The sequence below is a fragment of the Psychromonas ingrahamii 37 genome, assembly GCF_000015285.1.
In the GTDB taxonomy this organism is placed as follows: Bacteria; Pseudomonadota; Gammaproteobacteria; order Enterobacterales; family Psychromonadaceae; genus Psychromonas; species Psychromonas ingrahamii.
In genome coordinates this window covers 487,968-510,531 of record NC_008709.1, presented here as the reverse complement: position 1 = coordinate 510,531, position 22,564 = coordinate 487,968, and the positions used below count along the sequence as shown (strand labels likewise).

The following is a 22,564-nucleotide window of genomic DNA, read 5'->3' as shown; positions in this document are numbered from 1 at the left end:
AGGCCGAACTACCAGTGGTTAAGTGATGTGCTTAGCTTTTGCTAAGCACGTTTATTTTTAACGCTTTTGTTTAATAAATTATCTCGTGTCATCCACCTCCCCTTTTCCGTAAAAACCATTATATTTCCTCCTTTTTGAAAAAAATTACGCCACGTTTACGCCTCAAGTAACTTCAGCCCCCATTATTAGTAGGCATATGACGGTTGTTCTGTCCGTTGATTCGAAAAATTCAGCAATTTTTTTATGCCGCATTGCCATATTTAACTTTCCATTGCTCCTAACATTCGATATAAGTAAAAAGTCCATCCCAGTCTTTTTTCATGGGTAAGCGGTTTTCAAGGTAAGCTTTATATAAATATTTAGCACCTTTTACGGTTAAAATTGAGTAATAATAAGGAAGCCCATCTTTGCTTTTATCGCATTTCTGCCTTAAATATTTATCTCGCGCATGACCCTTCACTTTATGACCTCGCTCAACTTTCATTAAAATATTTTTCTCAACAAACCAAGCATTGACTTGTTGGGTATTAACCCCGTTTAACTGGCTACAACAATCAGGAGGAGTAAGCCCTGAAAATAGTGAAATTGAATCATTTTCAACTACCTTCTGGACCAAATTTCCCATCTCTTGTTGTTCATTGATAAGCGCAACAATTAACCGTAAAGCCGACTTTTCTACATTAAATGCCGTATTAGTGTTATTTAGATGTTTCATTTTTAACTCCTTTGTTCAGGCAATTGACCTGCTAGCCAAAGGCCAAATAATGGCAAACAAACATAGCCGCGTTTACCAACTTGCCTATAGCAAGTCGATAAACCTGGATGCTTTTTCCGTTGCCAAAATAAACGTTTTAGTTGCTGTTGAGTGAATTGAGGAAAAACCTCAGCAACTTTTTTCATGGGTTGCCAGTTCTCCAGATCAGTCATATAGAAATTAAAGTTTTGATCAGCTTTCATTTCTTGTTTGCAGTTGGCTGGTGTATCAAAATGATTCATTTTTAATCCTTTCATATTTAGTTGAAGCTATTTTTCGCGTTTTTAGTTCAGTCATGGTTTTGTTGCCTATAATTCGGTTGCATCGAATGCACTAGACACTACTTGAGTTTCGGTGGGGTACCCGTTGTATCTCCCCCATCGAACTGAGGGTAGCGTGATCAAGATCACATTAAAGTCATTGTGAAAGTTACAGACAAAAAACCACTAATTTTTTGCTTGCAGTTGGTCGGTGTATCCATATGATTCATTTTTAATCCTTTTATTTAGTTGAAGCTATATCTCACGTTTTTAGTTCAGTCATGGTTTTGTTGCCTATAATTCGGTTGCATCGAATGCACTAGACACTACTTGAGTTTCGGCGGGGTACCCGTTGTATCTCCCCCATCGAACAGATAGGAGCGTGATCAAGATCACGTTAAACTCGTTATAAAAGTTACAGGCAAAAAAAAACCACCAAATTTCTTTGGTGGTTTTAATATTTGTAAATGGGTTTACTTTATTAGTTAATTATAAATTTCCCCGTCTTTCTTAAGCTGTTTTAAGTAATCGTAAACTACACTAGGGGACTGATAAACAATCTTATTTTTTAAGATTTTATCGCTTAGTGTTGTCATGTGAATGCTAGGATTATTTTTAATTATTGGAGTAACAAAGGTGACTATTTTATTCAGCTTTTCTCGCCTCTCTACAGCCTGCCCTTCATCTTCGCGTTCTCCGTACCGCCCGAACCCCGCTACAGTGTATTTTTCATTCAAAGCATTTCCGATAAGCATGCCACAACCAAACAATAACTCAGATGCCTCCAAGGCAGCTTCAAAATTTTGTGAAAGTTTATGATGACCAATTGCTAAAGCTATATGAACCAATTGGCCTGTTATGATCAGTTCCATATTTTCTTCGACGTTCCCCCTCACTTTTAAATAGTTTGCAAGAGAATAGTGATAGCCTTGGTATTCGTATAAGTTAATAATCTTTGTACTAATATCAAATTTTACCAATTGGATAAATATAGCTGCCCAGGGAGATCCCGGTTTGCTATTTTTTAAAACCTCGGGGCTTTCTGTTGCCATTTTCTTTAGGATATTAATTTCAGATTGACTATCATTTTCAAAATTGTTGATCAAATCTTCCGTTAATTCATTAAAATCAAGTTCATATAACCCATCTTTACCATTTTTAATTTTTGAATATTTTACATCACCCATTAATTATTCCTCCAAATACTCTATCAGTTAGTTTTGCTTTATGTTCGATACAAAGGTGGCTGTATCTTTGGGTCATTGTTATCGATTTATGCCCGAGCACTTGTGCTATTTCAAGCAAACTAGCGCCGTTCATCGCTAAAAGGCTGGCACAGGTATGGCGTAAGTCATGAAATCTAAAATCAGTGATCTCCCCTTCCCTTAAGGCACTTTGCCAGTGGATATCAAAATTACGGAAATATATTGTTGGATCATCTGGATGTGGAAAAACATACCCACCTATGCACCTATATTTCATTAATTCAGTAATGACATCACCCGTTAAGGTTAAAATACGCTGTTCGCCATTCTTGGTGTTGGGAAGGTGAGCTGTTTTTGTTTTAAAATTAATATCATCCCACTCTAGTGTAAGCATTTCAGAACGTCTAGCCCCGGTTGTAATAGCCATTAAGACCAATAGAAACAACTGGTCCCACTTGGATTGTTTTACCATAGCAAATAATATCGATAGCTCTTCGTCACTTAAAAAGCGCGTTCTGGCATCATTTTCTGTATATTGACGAATCCCTTTTACCGGGTTGTAATCGATATCGAACTCATCGGATAGGTAACGATATAAAGAGCCTAAAGCGGCTTTATAACGATTTAATGTGGCAGGAGCTTTGTCATTAGATAAACGCTTTAACTCAGCTTTGACTTGTTGCCGGGTGACTTTACCAACCTTTAGGCTGCCAAAGACAGAAACCCAATAACGTAAACGCTGGTGTTTACTCGGATCTCGACCATTATCTTGATCTAAGAGTTTTTTTACGGCATCAGAGAAGTTTAAGGTGGTTAAAATATGATTGGTTAAACTATTAGCGAGATCATTATCCACCAGCAATAATGCCATGAATGTTTGAGCCTCTTTTTTAAGTTTAAATGATTTGGATATGCGCTTACCGTCTCGCATAAATTCAACACGATAGGTGATGCTTTTTTTGCCCTTACGGACTTGAAGAGTTGCCATTTTTTTTCCTTTACGCCAAATTACGCCAAAAACGTAACCGAGTATCAGGAAAACAAAACCATTTTTTCTTTTTAACACCTCTAACTAGTTGACTAGACTAGGAAAAAGTATGGTGCCCGAGGCCGGACTTGAACCGGCACTTCTTTCGAAAACGGATTTTGAATCCGTCGCGTCTACCAATTTCACCACTCGGGCATAATCTTTAATTTTAAATCAGAGTGTTGTTAAGACGCAGGGATTATACCTAGAGATGCTCTGCTGACAAGTTTTTTCTAACTGACTGATTGAAAAAGCATCATCTTTTTTAATTAGCGGCTAAATCTCTCACATTCATTGATGTTTTACGACTTTTATTGTCCTTATCGCTTTTAAAAAAATGCCAAGTGATTTGGCTTTTGCTACACTGCAAGCAGGTAAACTTAAGGAATCAGTATGGTCAAACATAACCACAATAATGAACAGATAAAAATTCTGCAACAACAGTATCAAAGTTGCCCGCGCGCTAATTTTTTAAAACGAACAGGCGCCTATATCTACGACTTGTTTGCTGTTTCAGCTTTGCTAATGTTAGCCGGAATACTTGCGATTATAGTCGTGATTATCGCAAGTAACACCGGCCTAATAAATATTGATGCTTATCAAGATGTTGCCGATTTTCTCGCTTCCAGCCAACTATTTGCATTATATCTGGCAATCATCATCATTGGCTTTTACAGTTATTTCTGGACCCGAGGCGGTCAAACTATAGGTATGAAAGCGTGGCGATTACGTGTTCAAAATAGCGATGGTAGCAATATTTCCTTTACTCAATCATTAATTCGTATGGCAACGTCAGCCTTTGGCTTAGGCAATTTTTTGGTTTTTTTTGGGAATAAAAGTGCCTTTCAAGATCAGTGGGCAGAATGTGAGATGGTCGTATTAACAAAAGAGTTAAGCGATTGGAAAGGTTTTAAGGGCATGGGATTTATGGATCAGGATAAAAAATAAAAAGCCATAAGAGCTCAGTCATTAAGAGCGCTTTTTGACTAATACAATAAAAATTGCCACGCTTTATTGATAATAAAAACGTGGCATTTTTGTTTCTTGTTCATTATTTAGCTTTGCCGCTTAAGCAGGTAGAGGGCCAGAGATAACACTAGAAAACTCGGTAATAATGCGCCCAGTATCGGTGGCCAGTTAAAGACTAAACTGAAGGGGCCAAATAACTCCCCTGAAACATAGAAAGTAAAACCGGCAGCGATACCAAAAATTAAACGGGTACCCATTGTTACGCTGCGTAAGCCACCAAATATAAAAGAAACCGACAGTAACATCATTACCACAATGGTAAAAGGCAGGACGGCTTTACGCCAAAATATCAGCCAGAAACGCTTTGCATCCTGCTCATTATTTTCAAGGTAGATGATGTAATTATAAATATCGCGCATCGACATTTTATCCGGTTCACCCAAAATGACTTCCAGTTTTTTCGGTGTTAGCTTAGTCTCCCAAATATAATTACTCATTCGCTTAACCTCTGTTCTATCTTCCAAAAAATTGGTTTGGCTAACATCTCCAAAGAACCAACTCCCTTCTTTAAAGGCTGCTTTACGCGCCAGAATGGCATGATCAAGTTTTAAATTTTCATCAAAAAAGTACAGTTGTACATGAAAGAGTTCATTCTTACTGTTCATCCGTTCAATACTGACGAATGAATCCGCATCCTTCACCCAAACCCCATATTGATTACTGACCTGTACCTCGCCTCTTTTTGCCATATAACGCATAGAATAGGCTTCTTTATCTGTTATGGGCACAACAAATTCAGTCAATACCATTACTACGATCACCATTGGAATAGCTGTTTTTAATACGGCGCCTGCAATCCGTAATTTTGATATGCCGGCGGCCTGCATAACAACCAGTTCACTGCTATTCGCCAAACTCCCTAAACCAATCAATGCACCAATCAAGGCTGCCATCGGAAAAAAAACTGATAACTCAATAGGAATTTTTAGAATAACAAAATAGGCCGCATTCCAGGCATCGTAGGAGCCCACCCCAATGCTTCCCATCTGCTCAACAAATTTAATGATACTGCTCAATCCTATCAATACAAACAGGCTCAAAAAAGTGGCTGCAAAAATTGTTTTGCCTATGTAACGATCTAAAATACCCATAATAGTAATTCCGTTTTAAATACCTTAACCATCACCTGCGTAAAGTCACTTTGGTAAATTTACCTAAACTTTGCAGGTGTAATATAATGCCCAACAGCAAAAAGCTGATTTGTACAATCCAGATACTGAAAACGGGTAGAGACCCATCTTCAATCAGACTCTTGGCCGTACTCAGCAGCAAGAAAAAGGTTAAATATAATGCTAAGGCAGGTAATAGCTTTGAATAACGTCCCTGTCTCGGGTTAACTTTTGCTAATGGAACAGCCATAAAAGTCATTAATAATATTGATACTGGAATACCTATTCGCCACTGCAGTTCTGCCTGATATTTAGGATTGTCTACAGAAAATAGTGCAGCGGTCGGTAAGGCCTGAACGCCACGCACCTGCTTTTGCACCTCTCTATTAGCGATATGTACTTCGTACGTCTTAAACTCACTATGATCAAACTCATGTTGTCCAACAATGCCGGCATAACGCTGACCATCTGTTAAGGTCAGCCAGGTACCATCTTTTTTAGACTCAAGATAACCCTCTGCGGCGGTCAATACTGATGGAGCTTGTTTCCTATCTTCCGGCCAATGCGCTGCAAAGATTTTGTCTAACTTTTTATCAGCGGATTTTTCAATGTAAACCACGCTGCCGTTCCCTGAGGTTTTATGAAAACGTCCCTCAATCAGTGTCGCCGAACTGGTATTCGCTTGAGCTTCTTCGATAACGCTAATCATTTTATCTTCACTAAGCGGTGCAAGATACAAACTGTTATATGCCGCAAAAGCGAAGGTTAAAAAGGATAATAACAGAGTCGCTTTCAAGACATTATTGGGACTATATCCACAGGAGCTCATCGCGATCATTTCACTTTCGCCGTGTAACCTGCCATGGGCAAAAAGCACTGCAAGATAAAAACTAATAGGCAACATTAGCGTACCCAGTTGTGGTAAGTTCAAATACAACAGGGTCATTACCAAATCTGCAGGGATAACACCATTAATAGCTTGAGCAAGAATGGTTATAAATTTTTGACTAACAAAAATAAGCACTAAAACAAACAGAATACCGATCTGGCTTTTAAATGTTTCGAGCATCAAATAACGAAGAAGTATCACCCGGTTCTCCTGTGTAAATATGATCCTGAGAAAGCGCTGACGGGCTGAAATCACTTTTTCAAGAGGGCTAGACGAATAGCAAAGGCCCTTGAAAAAAACTAACTTTCAAGGGCCTTTGCTATAAACTAATGAATTAAGCAAGTAAATACGGTAAAATCACATTTTTATGCGTTGAGAAGCGTTACCAAGTCCCACTTACTTCTATAATAACTGTATTTTCTAAAAAATTGCACAGTTAATCGCATTATACATAGCCAAGAGCCAAGGATATATATGGAATTTTCAGTAAAAAGCGGTAGCCCGGAAAAACAACGCAGTGCCTGTATTGTTGTGGGTGTATTTGAGCCGCGCCGTTTATCACGCGCAGGTGAGCAGCTTGATGAGATTAGCGAAGGTTATTTAAGTACATTATTACGCCGTGGTGATATTGAAGGAAAGATAGGGCAGGTATTATTCTTACATAATGTGCCCAATGTATTAAGTGAACGCGTATTATTAGTCGGTTGCGGTAAAGAACGTGAACTAACCGAAACCCAGTACAAGCAAATTATAGCAAAAACCATTACGACACTTAACGATACTGGTGCTTTAGAAGCGATCTGTTTTCTTTCTGAATTACATATCAAAGGGCGTGATACTTACTGGGCAGTGCGCCAAGCAACCGAAGCAACTCAGGATTGTTTATATAACTTCGATAAATTTAAAACCAACAAAGAAAATACCCGCCGTCCTTTGCGTAAATTAACCTTTAATGTGACTAGCCGTAAAGAGTTAGCGCGCGCAGAACTTGGTCTGCAACATGCTTTAGCGGTCGCTTCCGGCGCTAAAGCATGTAAAGATTTAGCCAATATGCCTCCCAATATCTGTACCCCATTATATTTAAGCGAACAAGCGATCGCACTGGGTCAACGATTTGAAAAAATAACCACAGAAATTGTTGATAGTGAGCAGATGGCAGAACTTAAAATGGACAGTTACTTGGCCGTTGCTAAAGGCTCGGCTAATCCTGCCTATATGTCATTAATGCACTACAACGGTGGTAATGCAGATCAAAAACCTATCGTACTCGTTGGTAAAGGGCTGACCTTTGACTCGGGCGGTATTTCTTTAAAACCAGGCGAAGCCATGGATGAGATGAAATATGATATGGGTGGCGCGGCCAGTGTTTTTGGTGCCATGAAAGCACTTGCCAAACTTAACCTGCCAATCAATGTCATTGGCATATTAGCAGGCGCTGAAAATATGCCGGCGGGTAACGCTTACCGTCCGGGTGATATTCTGACTACTATGTCAGGGCAAACCGTTGAAGTCTTAAATACCGATGCTGAAGGGCGTTTAGTCTTGTGTGATGTATTAACCTACGTTGAACGTTTTGAACCGGATTGTGTTGTTGATATAGCAACCTTAACAGGCGCTTGTATTATGGCGTTAGGGCATCATATCAGCGGCTTAATGACGCCGCACAAAGGGCTGGCAAATGAGTTGTTAAGCGCGTCAAATCAATCTAGTGATAAAGCATGGCAACTGCCGATGGATGATGAGTTTCAGAAACAGCTGGAGAGTCCATTTGCCGATATGGCTAATATTGGAGGTCGTCCGGCAGGGTCTATTACTGCGGCTTGTTTCCTTTCACGCTTTACGAAAAGTTATACCTGGGCACATTTAGATGTTGCAGGGACAGCCTGGAGATCTGGAGCAAATAAGGGGTCAACGGGTAGACCGGTTTCCTTATTAACGCAGTTTTTAATAAACAGAAGTGAAAATGAAACAACAGCGGTAAATAGCTAAGTGAAACTAAGATAATGAGTCAGGTTGTTTTTTACGTTTTCACTACGGAAGAAAAATCAAGCAGTGTAGCCATAAGTGCTCATTTTGCGTACGCTTGCAGAATAGCGGCGTTTTTTTATGCACAAAATAAAAAAGTGTTCATCTATACCGATTCAAAAGAAGATGCATTTGCGGTCGATGAATATTTATGGCAGTTTGACGGTGACAGTTTTGTGCCGCACAACTTGTTAGGTGAAGGGCCAAAATTTGGTACGCCCGTTGAAATAAGCTGGCAAGTCCCGCTGCACCCTCGCCCTATTTTAATTAATTTAAGTCAAAAAACGCCTGATTTTGCAATCAATTTTCAAAAAATTATTGATTTTGTTCCGTTTCCGGAACCCCAAAAAATTGCAGCACGAATACGTTACAGTACCTATAGAAAAATGGGGCTAACGCTTTCTACTCAAACCGTTGAGAGTAATTCAACGGTTGAGTCAACCAACAAAACAGAAGATTAACCGATGGAAAAGATATACAACCCAAGTGCAATTGAACAAAAAAATTACCAAAATTGGGAAGAAAAAGGTTATTTCAAACCGCATGGTGATACTAGCAAAGAAAGCTACTGCATTATGATCCCGCCACCCAATGTGACCGGTAGCTTACACATGGGTCATGCATTTCAGGATACTATCATGGATACCCTGGTTCGTTACCAGCGTATGCAGGGGAAAAACACCCTCTGGCAGATGGGTACTGATCATGCAGGCATTGCCACACAGATGGTCGTAGAGCGCAAAATATTTGCAGAAACAGGACAAACACGTAAAGAACTCGGTCGTGAAACTTTTATTGAGAAAATCTGGGATTGGAAAGCGGAATCTGGTAGCAAGATTTCCCAGCAAATGCGCCGATTAGGCACTTCAGTTGATTGGGATCGTGAACGTTTCACTATGGATGATGGGCTTTCTGAAGCGGTTAAAAAAGTATTTGTAGATCTCTATAACGATAATCTTATCTACCGCGGTAAACGTCTGGTTAACTGGGACCCTAAACTGCATACGGCGATTTCAGACTTAGAAGTTGAAAACAAAGATGTTAAAGGTTTTATGTGGCATTTCCGCTACCCGCTTGCCGATGGTGTGCAAACGGCTGACGGTAAAAACTATTTAGTCGTTGCAACAACTCGCCCTGAAACCCTATTAGGTGATACGGCTGTAGCGGTAAACGCTGAAGATCCGCGTTACAAAGACCTGATCGGTAAAGAGATCCTTTTACCTTTTGTTAATCGTCGCATTCCGGTTATTGCTGATCAGCATGCCGATATGGAAAAAGGCACAGGTTGTGTGAAAATCACCCCGGCGCATGACTTTAACGATTACGAAGTCGGTAAGCGTAATAAACTGCCGATGATCAACGTATTAACTTTTGATGCCTGTATCCGCAGTGAAGCCGAAATATTTAACAGCAACGGTGAAAAGAGTAATGATTATGCAAGCGATCTCCCGAGCCAATTCCAAGGTTTAACCCGTGAAGAAGCACGCAAGTTAATAGTCAGTTCACTAGACGACTTAGGTTTATTAGATGAGATCAAGCCACATGACTTAACTGTGCCCTACGGTGATCGTGGTGGTGTCGTTATCGAGCCAATGCTGACAGATCAGTGGTATGTGCGCGTCGCGCCACTCGCTGAAGTTGCCAATGAAGCAGTTAATAATGGCGATATTGAATTTGTACCAAAACAATATAAAAATATGTATAACTCATGGATGAATGATGTCCAAGACTGGTGTGTTTCTCGTCAACTTTGGTGGGGACATCGCATCCCTGCCTGGTACGATCAAGCCGGAAAAATTTATGTTGGTCGTGACGAAGCAGAAGTGCGAGCCAAACATGATTTGAGTGACGATTTCATTCTAACTCAAGATGAAGATGTATTAGATACTTGGTTCTCATCGGGTCTATGGACATTTTCGACCTTAGGCTGGCCAGAAAAAACCTCAGATCTTAAAACCTTTCACTCGACCGACGTATTAGTGACTGGCTTCGATATTATCTTCTTCTGGGTTGCGCGCATGATTATGATGACCATGCACTTTATGAAAGATGAAAATAATAAACCACAAGTCCCCTTTAAAAAGGTTTATTTTACCGGCCTTATCCGTGATGAGCATGGCGATAAGATGTCTAAGTCAAAGGGTAATGTATTAGATCCTTTAGATATCATCGATGGTATTGATTTAGAGAGCCTAGTCGCTAAGCGTTGCGGCAATATGATGCAGCCGCAATTGGCAGCAAAAATTGAAAAAGACACCCGTAAAACATTTGCTAATGGAATAGAAGCTCATGGCACCGATGCACTGCGTTTTACACTTGCCGCAATGGCGTCAACGGGTCGTGATATCAACTGGGATATGAATCGTTTAGAAGGTTACCGTAACTTCTGCAACAAGTTATGGAATGCGAGCCGTTACGTATTAATGAGCACTGAGGAGCATGATTGTGGTTTCTCGGGTAATACTGAAATGGAATTTAGTTTGGCGGATCGTTGGATTCAGGGACAACTGCAAACTACCATCAAAGACTTCCGTCAGGCACTCGATACTTTCCGTTTTGATATTGCCGCTAATATCTTATACGAGTTCACCTGGGATCAGTTCTGTGGTTGGTACTTGGAGCTAACTAAACCCATTTTATTCAAAGGCAGTGAAGCACAGCAACGTGGTACGCGTCATACACTGATTACGGTACTTGAAACCTTATTACGTGTTGCGCACCCTATGCTGCCGTTTATGACTGAAGAAATCTGGCTGCGAGTGAAAGGTATTACAGGTCAAGGTGGTGATACGATCATGCTCGAACCTTACCCTGAATATGATTCAAGCCTGGTTGATGAAAAAGCGGTCGAGGATCTTGAGTGGGTTAAAAAAGTGATTGTTGCGGTGCGTAATATTCGTGGTGAAATGGATATCAGCCCGAAAACGCCGCTTAATTTACTGATTAAAAATGCATCTGCAACAGATCAACGCCGTTTTACTGAAAATCAGGCATTCTTGGCTGCACTTGCCAAACTTGAAAGTGTCACTGTGCTTGAAGACGGGCAAGAAACACCAGTATGCGCAACCGCATTAGTGGGTGAGCTTGAGCTATTAATTCCAATGGCAGGTTTAATTGATACCGAAGCTGAACTCACCCGTTTAAATAAGCAGCTTGAAAAAGCAGGCAAAGAGTTAGCCAAAATATCAGCTAAACTCGGCAATGAAAAATTTGTGGCTAATGCACCTGAAGCTGTGATCGTTAAAGAGCGCGTAAAACAAACCGAGTTGCAAACAACTTGTGATAAGTTAAGCGCACAAATCGACACGATTAAAGCGTTATAGCCTTATAACCTTATAACCTTATAACCTTATAACCTTATAACCTTATAACCTTATAACCTTATAACCTTATAGCTTAACCGGGTTTAGTTAAAAAGGAGCGTTTTGTTAACAAAACGCTCCTTTTTTTATCCAATTTTTTATAATGACAGATTTTTTAACAAACGGTCCATAGCACGATAGGCAAGAGATTCAGTCAGATGATGACGTTCTACTCTAACGCTTCCGGCTAAATCTGCAATACTTCGAGCCACTTTTAAAAGACTGTGCCAGGCACGAATCGATAATCCCATTTGATTAATCGCCTGCTCTAAAAACTGTGCATCTTCAAGACTCAACTGGCAATAGGAGGCTATTTCCTTGGTTGATAAAGCATTATTTAGTTTGCCCTGCCTTTGCTGCTGTTTATCTCTTGCTTTTAACACACGAGTTTTGATTATCTCACTGCTTTCGCCTTTGAGCGTATGCCCAACCTGAGACGATGCCAAAGTGCCTTGAGGTAATAAAGGCACCATAATAGAAAGTGAAAATCGGTCTAAAAATGGCCCCGATAAACGCCCTAGATAACGTAAAATCTGATCCGGCGTACTGCGCCTTAAATCACCACTAATATGCCCGCAGGGGCTTGGATTCATGGCTGCGATTAATTGAAAATGCGCAGGAAAAGTGACTTGATTTGCCGCTCGAGAAATAGTGACTTTATGGCTTTCCAGAGGTTGGCGTAAACTGTCTAAGACTGATCGGGGAAATTCAGCTAATTCGTCGAGAAATAAAACACCACGATGGGAAAGTGATATTTCACCCGGTTTAGGTTTGCCCCCTCCCCCCACTAATGCAACGGCGGAAGCACTATGATGAGGGCATCGGTAGGGCGGCTCAAACCAATCATCCCGTTGCTTGCCGCAGACAGAATAGATAGCGGCGGTTTGTAGCGCATGTTTTTCGGTTAACCTTGGTAATAAGGTCATAAAACGTTCCGCCAACATGCTTTTTCCGGTGCCGGGAGGGCCAACTAGAAGCAGGTTATGCCCACCAACGGCGGCTATTTCTAAAACCCTTTTTGCTTGTTCCTGGCCTAATACATCGCTCATATCGGTTTGGTTTATTGCTGCGGTTTTAGGCGCGGCCTGTGCTTCAGGTAACGTTTTCTGTTTTTGTAAAAAGGCACAGACGCCAATAAGGTTGCGTGCAACATAAGCTTTCGCGCCGGTTAACGCACTTTCATTTTGATTTTCGGGACAAATAATTAAATAGCGGCCTTTTTCTTTAGCAGCCAATGCACAGGGAATTAAACCATCAATAGGGCGCAGTTCCCCTGATAACGCGAGTTCAGCAAAACATTCAAACTGATCAATACCATCGCCTCTAATTTGCTCCGAGGCAATTAAAATACCGAGGGCGATCGCCAAATCAAATCGTCCACCCTCTTTAGGTAAGTTAGCAGGTCCAAGATTAACGGTGATCCGTTTGCTGGGAAATTTAAAGTTACTATTAAGAATGGCACTGCGTACTCTTTCTTTTGCTTCTTTGACCGATGTTTCCGGTAAACCAACCAACGAAAAACTTGGCAAGCCAGTGCCTAAATGTACCTCCACTAGTACCTCGGGTGCATCTACTCCTAATAGTGCGCGGCAGTATAAACTTGCAAGTGCCATATATTGTGTAGCCCTTAATATAGGTTATAAAAATTTATAGAAAATTGATTAATCTCTATCAGTATAGGCAAGGCTATAAAAGTTTATAGGAAGTTGATTAATTGCTATCAATAGAGGCAAGGTTAAAGGTTAAATAGCGTTTTATAGAATAACGGCAGCACAGCGATAAGATAGAAAAAAAATCGGCTTATTGGGCTTTCAGTGCTTGGTTTTTTGCTTACAAAAAAGCCAACCCCATCTGGGGTTGGCTTAGATAAACAGTTTCCTTATTTTAATAATAAGGAAATTTCAGCAATTATTATTTTAATGAAGAATAATAAGCGGCCATATTGACCATATCAGCATCCGATAGAGCCATTGCTTGTGGTGTCATCAGCATAGACATTCCACCCTTACGTTCTCCCGCTTTGTAGGCTTTTAATGAGGAGAGCAGATAAGCTTCTTTTTGCCCTTTTAAATTAGGATAAATTGCAGCGACTGAAATACCATCAGCGCCATGACATGCGGCACAAACAACTGCTTTAGCTTTTGCTGCTTCTAAATCTGCAGCGGAAACCAAGGTTGGTGCAATTAAAAATAATGATGCAAGTAATAATTTTTTCATTAACATTTCCTTTTTTTAGACTTCGGACATTATAGCTCATTCCTTATTAAACAGCAGGGAATGATTAAAACAATGGGAGCTTAACGGATATGATATAGATCATTTATTTTTTCTAAATTATCAAAATTCACATTAAGATCTTTCAGGCGACCGTCTACCACAGAATAAATAAATCCATGAACCGTCAAATCTTGTCCATTTGCCCAGGCTTCCTGAACACAAGTTGTATGACAAACATTTTTTGCCTGTTCGATAACATTAAGCTCAGTAAGATAATCTAAACGTTGCTTATATGTCATTTCTGCGGTGAAACTATCACTAAATTTCACATAGATATCCTTGATATTGCGCAGCCAACCATCAATCAAGTCAAAAGACTGCTTTTGCATTGCTGCGTGAATACCACCACAATCATAATGCCCAGTCACTATAATATGTTTAACTTTTAAAACATCCACGGCATATTTAATAACCGACATGCAGTTTAGATCAGTATGCACAACAAGGTTGGCAATATTACGATGAACGAATATGTCCCCGGGAAATAACCCTAATAACTGATTGGCGGGCACACGGCTGTCAGAACAACCTATCCAGAGATATTCTGGGGACTGTCGATTAGCAAGTCGCGGAAAAAAAGTAGGATCTTCTTCATTTATTTTTGCAGCCCACTCTTCATTATTTTTTAATAGCGCTTCTAATAAACTCATACTTACCTTTCTATTTAATATGCATTGACACTCAAGGAACTTGAGGAATACTTATTCTTATACCCTATCAGAGTTCATATTAAAATAGATCACATAACTTAATCAAACATTTTATTACATTACGTAAGCAGTGGGGGAACAGATCACGGCGAACAGGAGATCTTTTTAGCCGAGAAAACAGTGCAAGTAACTGGAGAATACTTATGCCTACACCCTATCAGGATTCAGATACATTACATAACTTAATCGAATATTTTACTATATTACCTGAAGAGAAAGGGAACAGATCACAGTGAACAGAAGGTCTCTTTCGCCAATAAAACAGTGCAATCAACTTGAGGAATATTTATACTTACACCTATAAGGCTCTAGAGTAAGATACATTACTTAACTTGACCAAATATTTTGCTATATGACCTGAGCGGTGAGGGAATAGACGACTGCGATCCGTACAAGTAACTTAAGGAATATTTATGCTTATACCCTATCAGGATCTAGATTCAGATACATTACATAGCTTAATCGAACATTTTGTCTTACGTGAGGGAACAGACTACGGGGAACAAGAGGTCTCTTTAGCCGAGAAAACAGCGCAGGTCTTCAACTTATTAAAGCGCGGCAGCATTGTTATTCTCTACTCAGAACTTTCCGAGAGCGTGACCCTTATTCACAAGGAGCAACTCTCCCAACAACAGCAATAAATAACTGATTAAAATTTAAGCGTTCTTATACTATAGCTATAATACAGAATAAATTAATACAAAATTAATTGGTTTTTTTGACAAAGATCTGATTTCTCAAATAGGATAACAGCATAAGTGTTATGGGCATCTATTAAAAAGAGATACAATAAAATTCTATTCCATGTAAGTAACTGTCATTATTATTTTGGCGAATAAACCAAAACAAGAAATAGCACATTAGCTATTCATACCTATTAAGGGAGATTTATGATAATAACCAAACCTCAAACCGATCCAACGTTGGAGTGGTTTTTATCACACTGTCACACACATAAATATCCAGCTAAAAGTATACTTATTCATGCTGGAGAAAAGGCTGATACACTTTATTTCATCGTTAAAGGCTCGGTTGCAGTTGTGATTAAGGATGAAGAAGGTAAAGAAATGATTTTATCTTACTTAAATCAAGGTGATTTTATTGGTGAATTAGGTTTATTTGATAAACAAGAAAATCCAATTCGCAGTGCTTCAATTAAGGCAAAAACTCCCTGTGAAGTTGCTGAAATTTCTTATAAGAAGTTCAATCAACTGATCACTGTCAATCCTGAAATTTTAATGCGTTTATCAAAGCAAATGGCTGATCGTTTACAGATTACAAGCCAAAAAGTGGGTAACCTTGCATTTTTGGATGTCACAGGCCGTATCGCAAATACACTGCTGGATCTTGCCAAGCAGCCGGACGCAATGACCCACCCCGATGGCATGCAAATCAAAATCACTCGTCAAGAAATAGGTCAGATTGTCGGTTGTTCACGTGAAACTGTTGGTCGAATCCTTAAAATGCTTGAGGAACAAGGTCTTATTTCTGCTCACGGTAAAACAATTGTGGTATTCGGGACGCGCTAAGCCAACCGATAATATGCAAAAAACCGCTTAATTGCGGTTTTTTTAACAGTAAAATTTAGGTATAAACGGATAATTACGAGGGTAACCCCGCCTGCAGGAATTTTTTTAAGCTGTCGTTTTGATGGCTATCGGTAAGTTTAGATATAGTATCAATACTGCTTATAACACCATTATTTACAAAGAGATAATGTGATCCCACATTAATAGCATCAGAGATATGGTGAGTGACCATTAGAACAGTTACATTTTTTGTAGCAGATAAATCTTTCACAATAGTTAACATTTCTTCGCGCAAAACAGGATCCAGCGCTGAAAAAGGTTCATCAAGTAATAACAAGGGTTTATTTTGGACAAAACATCGCGCCAATGCGACACGTTGTTTTTGACCTCCTGATATTTGATCTGGAAAACGCGATAAAAGTTTATCGACTCCCACTTGTTTAGCAATATTCTGTACTTGCTCACGATCGATGCTGCTTAATTTAAGACCAGGGTGCAAGCCTAAGCCAATATTATCTGCGACAGATAAATGCGCGAATAAATTATTTTCTTGAAACAAAATAGCCATAGGCCGTAGATGCGGTTCAACATCCAGCACCGATTTCCCTCCCATTAAAATATCACCACTGCGTGGGCGAATAAAACCCGCCGCTAAATTTAATAAAGTGCTTTTGCCTGCACCACTTTCGCCCAAAATGGCGACAATAGAGCCTGCTGGAATTTCCACATCAAAACTAAACTCCTCCTGCCGATAGTGATATTTAACATTAACAAAGTTAATCATATTTGCCTTAAGTCATTATTTTTTAAAAGTGCTATTACAAGTAAATGCATACGGCTAAAGTGTGTTGATACCCATCCCGTTAATTAGATATTATCTTTAGGGACAGAAAATTTTCGAATTGAGTATTAGTCTTTAATGGGCATTATTTTGACTGCTAATCTGTTCTACGGCACTAAATATGCCAATACTCAAAATAAATAAAAATAGAGATACAACTGCAGCTGACTCCATCTGATAACTGCCTAATAATTGCAATAGATACAGAGGCAAGGTTCTCAAGTCTTGACTGCCGAACAGTGCAATTGCACTGAGATCCCCCATAGACAGCACAAAACTAATGGAAAAAGCATGAATAATTGGCCGCTTTATGGCGCGCCATTCAATCAAATAAAAACGTGAAAATCCAAATAGTCCTAAACTTGCACATAACTGGTCATATTGCTGAGCAACTTGTAACATCGGTTGGGCAAGCGTTTTAATCACATAGGGCAAAGCCATCAAGGCATTTACCGCGATAACTATAACAATGGCAAAACCAAATACATCGGTTATATTTCTGAGCAGCAGAAACAGACCTGTACTGATAACCAGCCCAGGTGTCACTAATATGATGGTGGCAATTAATTCCAGCTTATCAGCCTTAAAATCAATGCCGACTAATCGCCAGGAGCGACTAGTAAGCAGCATAAAAAATCCCGCGAAGAGGGCAATAAAAGCGGCAAAAATCGCCACTAAAAACGAATTTTGCAGTGCATCCCAAAATGAGGGCGAACTGATCACACTGATAAATTTTGCATTAAGACCGTTGATCACAATCATCAGTAAGGGAGGAATAACCAGAAAAAGCACCAGGCTTATCCACAATGAATCCCAAATTTTTGCTGCCCTATTATCATTAAACAAATAGAAGCTTTGTTTACCTGTCGTGTTAGTCAGAGGGATGGGCCGGGAAAAGCGCTGAATTCCAATTGCCAGGCTGCCGCAAAGTAATATTTGCCAGAGTGCTAATAGTGCCCCTGCTTGTAAATCAAAATCAAACTTAATAGCCTGGTAAATGGCCAGCTCAATGGTTGTCGATTTTGGTCCACCTCCCAGCGCCATTACCGTCGCAAAACTGGTAAAACAAAGCATAAATACCAATCCACAAACGTGGGGCAACTGTTGGCGTAAGCAGGGCCATTCGACTAATTTAAATTTATTCCAATGGCTGATACCAAGATGTGATGATAGTTGGTGGTGCTCACTGGGAATAGAGTGTAAAGACTGCAATAGCAAACGTGCTGCAAAGGGCAAATTAAAAAAAACATGCGCTAATAGTATGCCGTTTAAGCCATAAATAGAAAACGGTAGTTTTTGATCCACCATTGCAAGTAGTTGTGCTATCTGACCACTATTGCCATAAACAGATAACAAACCAAAAACCCCTACTAATACCGGTAAAACAAGGGTTGTAGCAAATAATTTAAGTAAAAAAGATTTAGCAAAGAAGTGACGACGAGAAAGCGCATGAGCCACTGGAATCGCCAAGCCAACACTTAATATTGTCGATAAAAATGCCTGGTAGAAGCTAAATTTTGTAATATGACGGTAATAGGCGTCTTGCCATAATAACGCAGGGTTAAAACCGGGCGAGTAAAATAACAAAGCAGAGACAGAAGCTGCAACAAAAAGACAGATAAACCCGGCAATAATTAAACCGGGTAAAGTATAAGACTTTGCTGACATATTTGCAGACATAGTGGTCGAATGTTTAATAAATTAAAGAGCTCTGCCACTCTCTTATCCATACTTTTCTATTATTGTCGACCTTATCTGCGCTGAATGAAAAAGACGTTGAGGGTATGGTTAAATTTTTAAACCCTTCAGGAAGCGCGACATCAGTAACCGGATACATCCAGTTCCCGGTCGGCATCAGTGATTGGAATTCATCACTGACAATAAATGCCATAAACTTATCTGCAAGTTTTTCATTTTTACTGCTTTTAACTTTTGCGGCAACTTCCACTTGCGTGTAATGACCTTCAGAGAAATTGGCTGCAGCATACTGATTTTTCCCTTCAGCAATAATATGATAAGCGGGGGAGGTTGAATAAGAAAGTACCATATCAGCCTCCCCTTTTAAGAACATACTATAAGCTTCAGACCAACCTTTAGTGACTGTCACGGTCTTTTTCGCCAGCTTTTTCCATGCGTCATCGGCTTGATCACCATAAACCCATTTTATCCATAACATTAACCCCAGTCCTGGCGTCGAAGTCCGGGGATCCTGGTAGATAACGTTAATATCTTGACGTTGCTCAATTAATTCTTTCAGGCTTGCAGGAGGATTTAACAGGGTTTCTTTATTATAAACAAAGGAAAAATAACCATAATCAAACGGCACAAAGGTATTATCTGACCAACCATTGGCAAGGATCACATTACTCGTATCAACCTTGTGCTTTGCTAATAACCCCGTCTTTTTGGCTTCAGTCATTAAATTATTGTCGAGGCCCAGCAATATATCGGCTTTAGTGTTTTTCCCTTCTAAACGCAATCGATTTAAAATTGAAACACCATCGTCCAAGGCAACAAATTCCAGACTGCAAGCGCAGTTTTTTTCGAAGGCCTGTTTAATTTTAGGGCCGGGTCCCCAATCTGAAGCAAACGAATCATAGGTATAAACGACCAGTTTATCAGCCAATACCGGCATTGAAATAATGACAGAAAAGGCCATTAAAGGAATGATTTTTTTCACTATGCGCTCCATTTTTAGTTTGAAAGCATAGGATTGACAGGCAAATCATAAAAATAATACTGATAAGCTCAATTCCTACGCCAGCATTATCTGGTTCAGGTATACGGGTTTAGTTATCTCAGCCTTTTAACAGCACCCCGTTGAGAAAGACTATTGTATACCCAAAAAAAAACAGAGGCACCCAAAGCTTTATTTTTTTAAAAAACAGTTCAGATAATTTTCTGAAAACCACTGTCGACAGCTAATACGTAAATAATTTAATTTAAAATCAACCCATTCCGATGCACATAATACGTCTGTTAAAAAACCAGACTGGTCCGATGTTTGCCGTTATTTGGGATTTGTATTCAGGAATTTTGTGCGGCAGGAGATCTGACGGAGATAGCTTCTATTAATAAAGTGAATCTTAATCCGGAAAAGAGTAAAGCTGCTATTAATACCAAAAAACTAAACAAGTGATCAGCCTAGCTGGTCACTTGTTTGATGCATTTGATATAAGTATCTTCTCGATAACAAAGGGCTATTCACAATACAGGCAATTACTTTGACCGCACCACCTCACTGCTTGCAAGTTTCAATATCAATATTAGATGGTTTCATTACCTGCTGGAATATTAGTCCGCTTACAATCATAACCAAGCCAATCAGGGTTGAGGGTGGAATAGTTTCACCAATGATATAGGCAAGCAGCAGCAGCGAAATAAAGGGTGATATGAAAATCAGGGTACTGATCCGCCCAGTATTATCCGTGGCCTTAAGCGCGGATAACCAGAGTACAAAGGTTATCCCCATCTCAAATAATCCAACGTAGGTGACCGCCAGCCAGCCTTGAAAACTTTGCTCCCAGATAGCGCCTTCATAAATAGACAGAGCAACAGCAAAAGGTAAAGCAACGATGAATCCCAGAAGAACACCGACCACAGGATCGGCTTTGTTTTTTGCGTTTAAAATCCAATATCCCGCCCAAAGCACTGTTGAAAGAAGCGCCAGAATAACACCCAGAGGGCTGTCAAACTCTAAAGCGAACAAATCTCCTTTTGTCGCGATAACAATTACACCAGCATATCCGAGGGCACAGGCAATCCAGTCCTGCTTACGAATTTTTTGCCCTAAAAACAGTGCAGCCATTAAGGTCAGTGTAATTGCCCAGCTATAATTTAGGGGCTGAGCCTGCGATGCCGGAAGTAAGTCATAAGCTTTAAAGAGAATCAAGTAATAAGCAAGCGGGTTTATTAGCCCTAGAATCAGATAATTGAGAGGATTAGAAAAAAAAGTGGTACGCAGCTGATTAAGTTTACCCTGCATATAACAGATACCCGTTAACACAATGGCAGAGACAAAGCTCGCTACGGTTAACATTTGAATAGGAGTAAACTCCTGAAGTGTCAGCTTAAATGCGACCGCTACCGTTGACCAGAGCAGTACTGCTGCAAGTCCTAACACTAATGCACGTTTTTCATTTTTCATTTTTTTAGATTATTCCTAATCAAGCAGATCAATATAGAGGAGAGCTTAAGCGAATTCTGTCGGGAGAGAAAGGAGTATAAGAATAATAAAGGCCTCGTCAAAGTTGATTTGCACCGCTTGTTTATTTCATTACGCTTCGATCACAGCGAAATTTATCAGAATTTGCTCCTCTCCTGTTACTAGCTGTGTTTTTTACCCATTTCCATCCGTGTGCAGATATCAGTCCGGCGTTTAGTCTGCCGCTGATTAATTTTCCGTAAAACGAATCTGAACAATTAAATAACAGAGCGATATTAGAGTCAATAATCTATTCCGCTTTGTCCTCAAAGTCGCAACCGCAACTTTTCACTTTTTCCTTCAGCAATGCCTGCCCTATGGCGATATATTTACTGCCGCAACGGCATAAACATAAATACGCAATATGTCCCCTGATACGCTTGACTGTTTGCCCCTGATTTAATGTTTTACATAATACTGTTAAACAACCATATTGATTATTCACCAGAGAATTATTAACTTTTCTATGGCAACCACAACTGCGGAGAGGCGGATCGATACGATTAAGAAATTGCTTATTTTCAACTAAAAGATGATCTCCACATTTGCATATACATAACCAATAATTGAAATTGTCCGGCACAAGATGGCGATCAGAACTGGCGCGTTCAATAACAAATAAAGATCCAAATATCTTGCCCTGAAAGTCTATTCTCTGCTGTTTTTTTTCCATTAAGATCCTCAAAATAAATTTATTTTTTCATTACAACTCTGCACAATGTTGTGAGTAAAATAGGTCATACCTTATAGCCATTTAATGAAAAGGCCAAGGCGTTTTTTTGAGCGCTTTGTTATGATTTTTGTTTTTAACGATCTGAATTTTGTTGATCTTTATTGTGCATGGAATTATACCAATTTCACTAATTAAGTGATCTGTTTAGACGCCAGAAAAATGCATGAAAGTAAGGCATATATTTTAACCAGTATAAATAAACAGAAAATTAATGGATTTGGTATTATCTATTCACACTTTACTTTAATGGGGAGAATCCAATTTATCAGTGTTGCAATCAGGAGACTGCAGACAATACCTGTGGTATTGGCAGCCATATCCAGCCACTCTCCGTAACGATTAACGTAGGGTTGCAATAATTCAATCACGCCGCTCCAACAAATAAAAAACAAGCAGATAAACTGCCAATATTTTGGTTTACGCAAAGCTATCGGAAACATCAGTGCGCCATAAGCAATAAAGTGATGCGTTTTATCACTACCAGGGACCGAAGGTAAATTTTCCAATGGATAGAGAGACAGCAGAGTTATCAAAGTAAGAGTGAAGATGGTGATAATAATCCAATAGGTTCTAATCACAGCAAGTAGTAAAATCATTCAATACCTTGTTG

The 22,564-nt window shown here is 39.6% G+C and carries 21 protein-coding genes, 1 tRNA gene and 1 riboswitch; of the genes, 6 read left to right on the top strand and 16 right to left on the bottom strand.

The annotated features are described in order from the left end of the window. Positions 1 to 277: 277 nt before the first annotated feature. From PING_RS02145 to PING_RS02125, 5 genes are all read right to left on the bottom strand, one after another. Entirely contained in the window at positions 278 to 715 is a 438-nt protein-coding gene (locus PING_RS02145) for a hypothetical protein (protein ID WP_011768822.1), read from the bottom strand. Between the two features lie 2 nt (positions 716 to 717). Next, positions 718 to 996 (bottom strand): hypothetical protein, encoded by a 279-nt coding sequence (locus PING_RS02140; protein WP_198134734.1) that lies wholly within the window; start codon positions 994 to 996, stop codon positions 718 to 720. Positions 997 to 1,499: 503 nt separating this feature from the next. Then, positions 1,500 to 2,201 (bottom strand): hypothetical protein, encoded by a 702-nt coding sequence (locus PING_RS02135; protein WP_011768820.1) that lies wholly within the window; start codon positions 2,199 to 2,201, stop codon positions 1,500 to 1,502. After that, a complete protein-coding gene (locus tag PING_RS02130) occupies positions 2,194 to 3,207 on the bottom strand; it encodes a tyrosine-type recombinase/integrase (protein WP_011768819.1) in 1,014 nt (337 codons plus the stop codon). Before PING_RS02130 ends, PING_RS02135 begins: the two co-directional genes overlap by 8 nt. Positions 3,208 to 3,317: 110 nt before the next feature. Next, positions 3,318 to 3,402: transfer RNA gene (locus PING_RS02125), tRNA-Leu, on the bottom strand. 237 nt (positions 3,403 to 3,639) lie between these two features. Between PING_RS02125 and PING_RS02120 the strand changes: the two genes are divergently transcribed. Then, complete coding sequence (locus tag PING_RS02120) at positions 3,640 to 4,194, top strand: RDD family protein (RefSeq protein ID WP_011768818.1); 555 nt, start codon at positions 3,640 to 3,642, stop codon at positions 4,192 to 4,194. 107 nt (positions 4,195 to 4,301) lie between these two features. Here the strand turns inward: PING_RS02120 and lptG are convergent, their stop codons facing one another. After that, a complete protein-coding gene (gene lptG, locus PING_RS02115) occupies positions 4,302 to 5,366 on the bottom strand; it encodes an LPS export ABC transporter permease LptG (RefSeq protein WP_011768817.1) in 1,065 nt (354 codons plus the stop codon). A 31-nt stretch (positions 5,367 to 5,397) separates the two neighbouring features. Next, a complete protein-coding gene (gene lptF / locus PING_RS02110; RefSeq protein WP_011768816.1) occupies positions 5,398 to 6,474 on the bottom strand; it encodes an LPS export ABC transporter permease LptF in 1,077 nt (358 codons plus the stop codon). A 273-nt stretch (positions 6,475 to 6,747) separates the two neighbouring features. Here lptF and pepA point away from each other — a divergent pair, with 273 nt between their 5' ends. The 3 genes from pepA to PING_RS02095 are packed head-to-tail and all read left to right on the top strand — an operon-like array spanning position 6,748 to position 11,621. Beyond that, on the top strand, positions 6,748 to 8,262 hold the full coding sequence (gene pepA / locus PING_RS02105) for a leucyl aminopeptidase (protein ID WP_011768815.1): 1,515 nt from the start codon (positions 6,748 to 6,750) through the stop codon (positions 8,260 to 8,262). 14 nt (positions 8,263 to 8,276) lie between these two features. After that, positions 8,277 to 8,759 carry a DNA polymerase III subunit chi gene (locus tag PING_RS02100; protein WP_011768814.1) on the top strand — a complete coding sequence of 161 codons (483 nt, stop codon included), beginning with the start codon at positions 8,277 to 8,279 and terminating at the stop codon, positions 8,757 to 8,759. A 3-nt stretch (positions 8,760 to 8,762) separates the two neighbouring features. Next, entirely contained in the window at positions 8,763 to 11,621 is a 2,859-nt protein-coding gene (locus tag PING_RS02095) for a valine--tRNA ligase (RefSeq protein ID WP_011768813.1), read from the top strand. Between the two features lie 137 nt (positions 11,622 to 11,758). Here the strand turns inward: PING_RS02095 and PING_RS02090 are convergent, their stop codons facing one another. From PING_RS02090 to can, 3 genes are all read right to left on the bottom strand, one after another. Beyond that, a complete protein-coding gene (locus PING_RS02090) occupies positions 11,759 to 13,273 on the bottom strand; it encodes a YifB family Mg chelatase-like AAA ATPase (protein ID WP_011768812.1) in 1,515 nt (504 codons plus the stop codon). Between the two features lie 298 nt (positions 13,274 to 13,571). Beyond that, positions 13,572 to 13,877: a c-type cytochrome gene (locus PING_RS02085; RefSeq protein WP_011768811.1), complete on the bottom strand. Its 306-nt coding sequence runs from the start codon at positions 13,875 to 13,877 to the stop codon at positions 13,572 to 13,574. A gap of 80 nt (positions 13,878 to 13,957) precedes the next feature. Continuing rightward, the gene (gene can / locus PING_RS02080; RefSeq protein ID WP_011768810.1) at positions 13,958 to 14,587 is read right to left on the bottom strand and encodes a carbonate dehydratase; all 630 of its coding nucleotides are present in this window, start codon (positions 14,585 to 14,587) and stop codon (positions 13,958 to 13,960) included. A gap of 473 nt (positions 14,588 to 15,060) precedes the next feature. Between can and PING_RS02075 the strand changes: the two genes are divergently transcribed. Together PING_RS02075 and crp are read left to right on the top strand one after the other, a co-directional pair. After that, complete coding sequence (locus PING_RS02075) at positions 15,061 to 15,288, top strand: YheU family protein (protein ID WP_011768809.1); 228 nt, start codon at positions 15,061 to 15,063, stop codon at positions 15,286 to 15,288. A 249-nt stretch (positions 15,289 to 15,537) separates the two neighbouring features. Next, positions 15,538 to 16,176, top strand: a complete 639-nt coding sequence (crp, locus tag PING_RS02070; RefSeq protein WP_011768808.1) for a cAMP-activated global transcriptional regulator CRP — start codon at positions 15,538 to 15,540, stop codon at positions 16,174 to 16,176. A gap of 73 nt (positions 16,177 to 16,249) precedes the next feature. Here the strand turns inward: crp and thiQ are convergent, their stop codons facing one another. The 6 genes from thiQ to PING_RS02040 all read right to left on the bottom strand — a co-directional run bounded on the left by thiQ (position 16,250) and on the right by PING_RS02040 (position 22,550). Beyond that, positions 16,250 to 16,960 (bottom strand): thiamine ABC transporter ATP-binding protein, encoded by a 711-nt coding sequence (thiQ, locus tag PING_RS02065; protein WP_011768807.1) that lies wholly within the window; start codon positions 16,958 to 16,960, stop codon positions 16,250 to 16,252. A gap of 132 nt (positions 16,961 to 17,092) precedes the next feature. Next, complete coding sequence (gene thiP, locus PING_RS02060; protein WP_041766799.1) at positions 17,093 to 18,685, bottom strand: thiamine/thiamine pyrophosphate ABC transporter permease ThiP; 1,593 nt, start codon at positions 18,683 to 18,685, stop codon at positions 17,093 to 17,095. A 25-nt stretch (positions 18,686 to 18,710) separates the two neighbouring features. Then, positions 18,711 to 19,697 carry a thiamine ABC transporter substrate binding subunit gene (gene thiB / locus PING_RS02055; RefSeq protein ID WP_232279398.1) on the bottom strand — a complete coding sequence of 329 codons (987 nt, stop codon included), beginning with the start codon at positions 19,695 to 19,697 and terminating at the stop codon, positions 18,711 to 18,713. Positions 19,698 to 19,752: 55 nt separating this feature from the next. Further along, positions 19,753 to 19,847, bottom strand: a riboswitch (TPP riboswitch). A 408-nt stretch (positions 19,848 to 20,255) separates the two neighbouring features. Continuing rightward, the gene (locus PING_RS02050; RefSeq protein ID WP_011768804.1) at positions 20,256 to 21,164 is read right to left on the bottom strand and encodes a DMT family transporter; all 909 of its coding nucleotides are present in this window, start codon (positions 21,162 to 21,164) and stop codon (positions 20,256 to 20,258) included. 307 nt (positions 21,165 to 21,471) lie between these two features. Further along, positions 21,472 to 21,894, bottom strand: coding sequence for a hypothetical protein (locus PING_RS02045; RefSeq protein WP_041765824.1), 423 nt, complete (start codon positions 21,892 to 21,894; stop codon positions 21,472 to 21,474). 287 nt (positions 21,895 to 22,181) lie between these two features. Continuing rightward, complete coding sequence (locus tag PING_RS02040; protein ID WP_011768802.1) at positions 22,182 to 22,550, bottom strand: VanZ family protein; 369 nt, start codon at positions 22,548 to 22,550, stop codon at positions 22,182 to 22,184. Between the last annotated feature and the right edge of the window lie 14 nt (positions 22,551 to 22,564).

Coding starts and splice junctions, on each gene's coding strand:
- PING_RS02145 (WP_011768822.1), bottom strand. CDS start 715: ATGAAACATCTAAATAACACTAATACGGCATTTAATGTAGAAAAGTCG.
- PING_RS02140 (WP_198134734.1), bottom strand. CDS start 996: ATGAATCATTTTGATACACCAGCCAACTGCAAACAAGAAATGAAAGCT.
- PING_RS02135 (WP_011768820.1), bottom strand. CDS start 2,201: ATGGGTGATGTAAAATATTCAAAAATTAAAAATGGTAAAGATGGGTTA.
- PING_RS02130 (WP_011768819.1), bottom strand. CDS start 3,207: ATGGCAACTCTTCAAGTCCGTAAGGGCAAAAAAAGCATCACCTATCGT.
- PING_RS02120 (WP_011768818.1), top strand. CDS start 3,640: ATGGTCAAACATAACCACAATAATGAACAGATAAAAATTCTGCAACAA.
- lptG (WP_011768817.1), bottom strand. CDS start 5,366: ATGGGTATTTTAGATCGTTACATAGGCAAAACAATTTTTGCAGCCACT.
- pepA (WP_011768815.1), top strand. CDS start 6,748: ATGGAATTTTCAGTAAAAAGCGGTAGCCCGGAAAAACAACGCAGTGCC.
- PING_RS02100 (WP_011768814.1), top strand. CDS start 8,277: ATGAGTCAGGTTGTTTTTTACGTTTTCACTACGGAAGAAAAATCAAGC.
- PING_RS02095 (WP_011768813.1), top strand. CDS start 8,763: ATGGAAAAGATATACAACCCAAGTGCAATTGAACAAAAAAATTACCAA.
- PING_RS02090 (WP_011768812.1), bottom strand. CDS start 13,273: ATGGCACTTGCAAGTTTATACTGCCGCGCACTATTAGGAGTAGATGCA.
- PING_RS02085 (WP_011768811.1), bottom strand. CDS start 13,877: ATGAAAAAATTATTACTTGCATCATTATTTTTAATTGCACCAACCTTG.
- can (WP_011768810.1), bottom strand. CDS start 14,587: ATGAGTTTATTAGAAGCGCTATTAAAAAATAATGAAGAGTGGGCTGCA.
- PING_RS02075 (WP_011768809.1), top strand. CDS start 15,061: ATGCTTATACCCTATCAGGATCTAGATTCAGATACATTACATAGCTTA.
- crp (WP_011768808.1), top strand. CDS start 15,538: ATGATAATAACCAAACCTCAAACCGATCCAACGTTGGAGTGGTTTTTA.
- thiQ (WP_011768807.1), bottom strand. CDS start 16,960: ATGATTAACTTTGTTAATGTTAAATATCACTATCGGCAGGAGGAGTTT.
- thiP (WP_041766799.1), bottom strand. CDS start 18,685: ATGTCAGCAAAGTCTTATACTTTACCCGGTTTAATTATTGCCGGGTTT.
- PING_RS02050 (WP_011768804.1), bottom strand. CDS start 21,164: ATGAAAAATGAAAAACGTGCATTAGTGTTAGGACTTGCAGCAGTACTG.
- PING_RS02045 (WP_041765824.1), bottom strand. CDS start 21,894: ATGGAAAAAAAACAGCAGAGAATAGACTTTCAGGGCAAGATATTTGGA.
- PING_RS02040 (WP_011768802.1), bottom strand. CDS start 22,550: ATGATTTTACTACTTGCTGTGATTAGAACCTATTGGATTATTATCACC.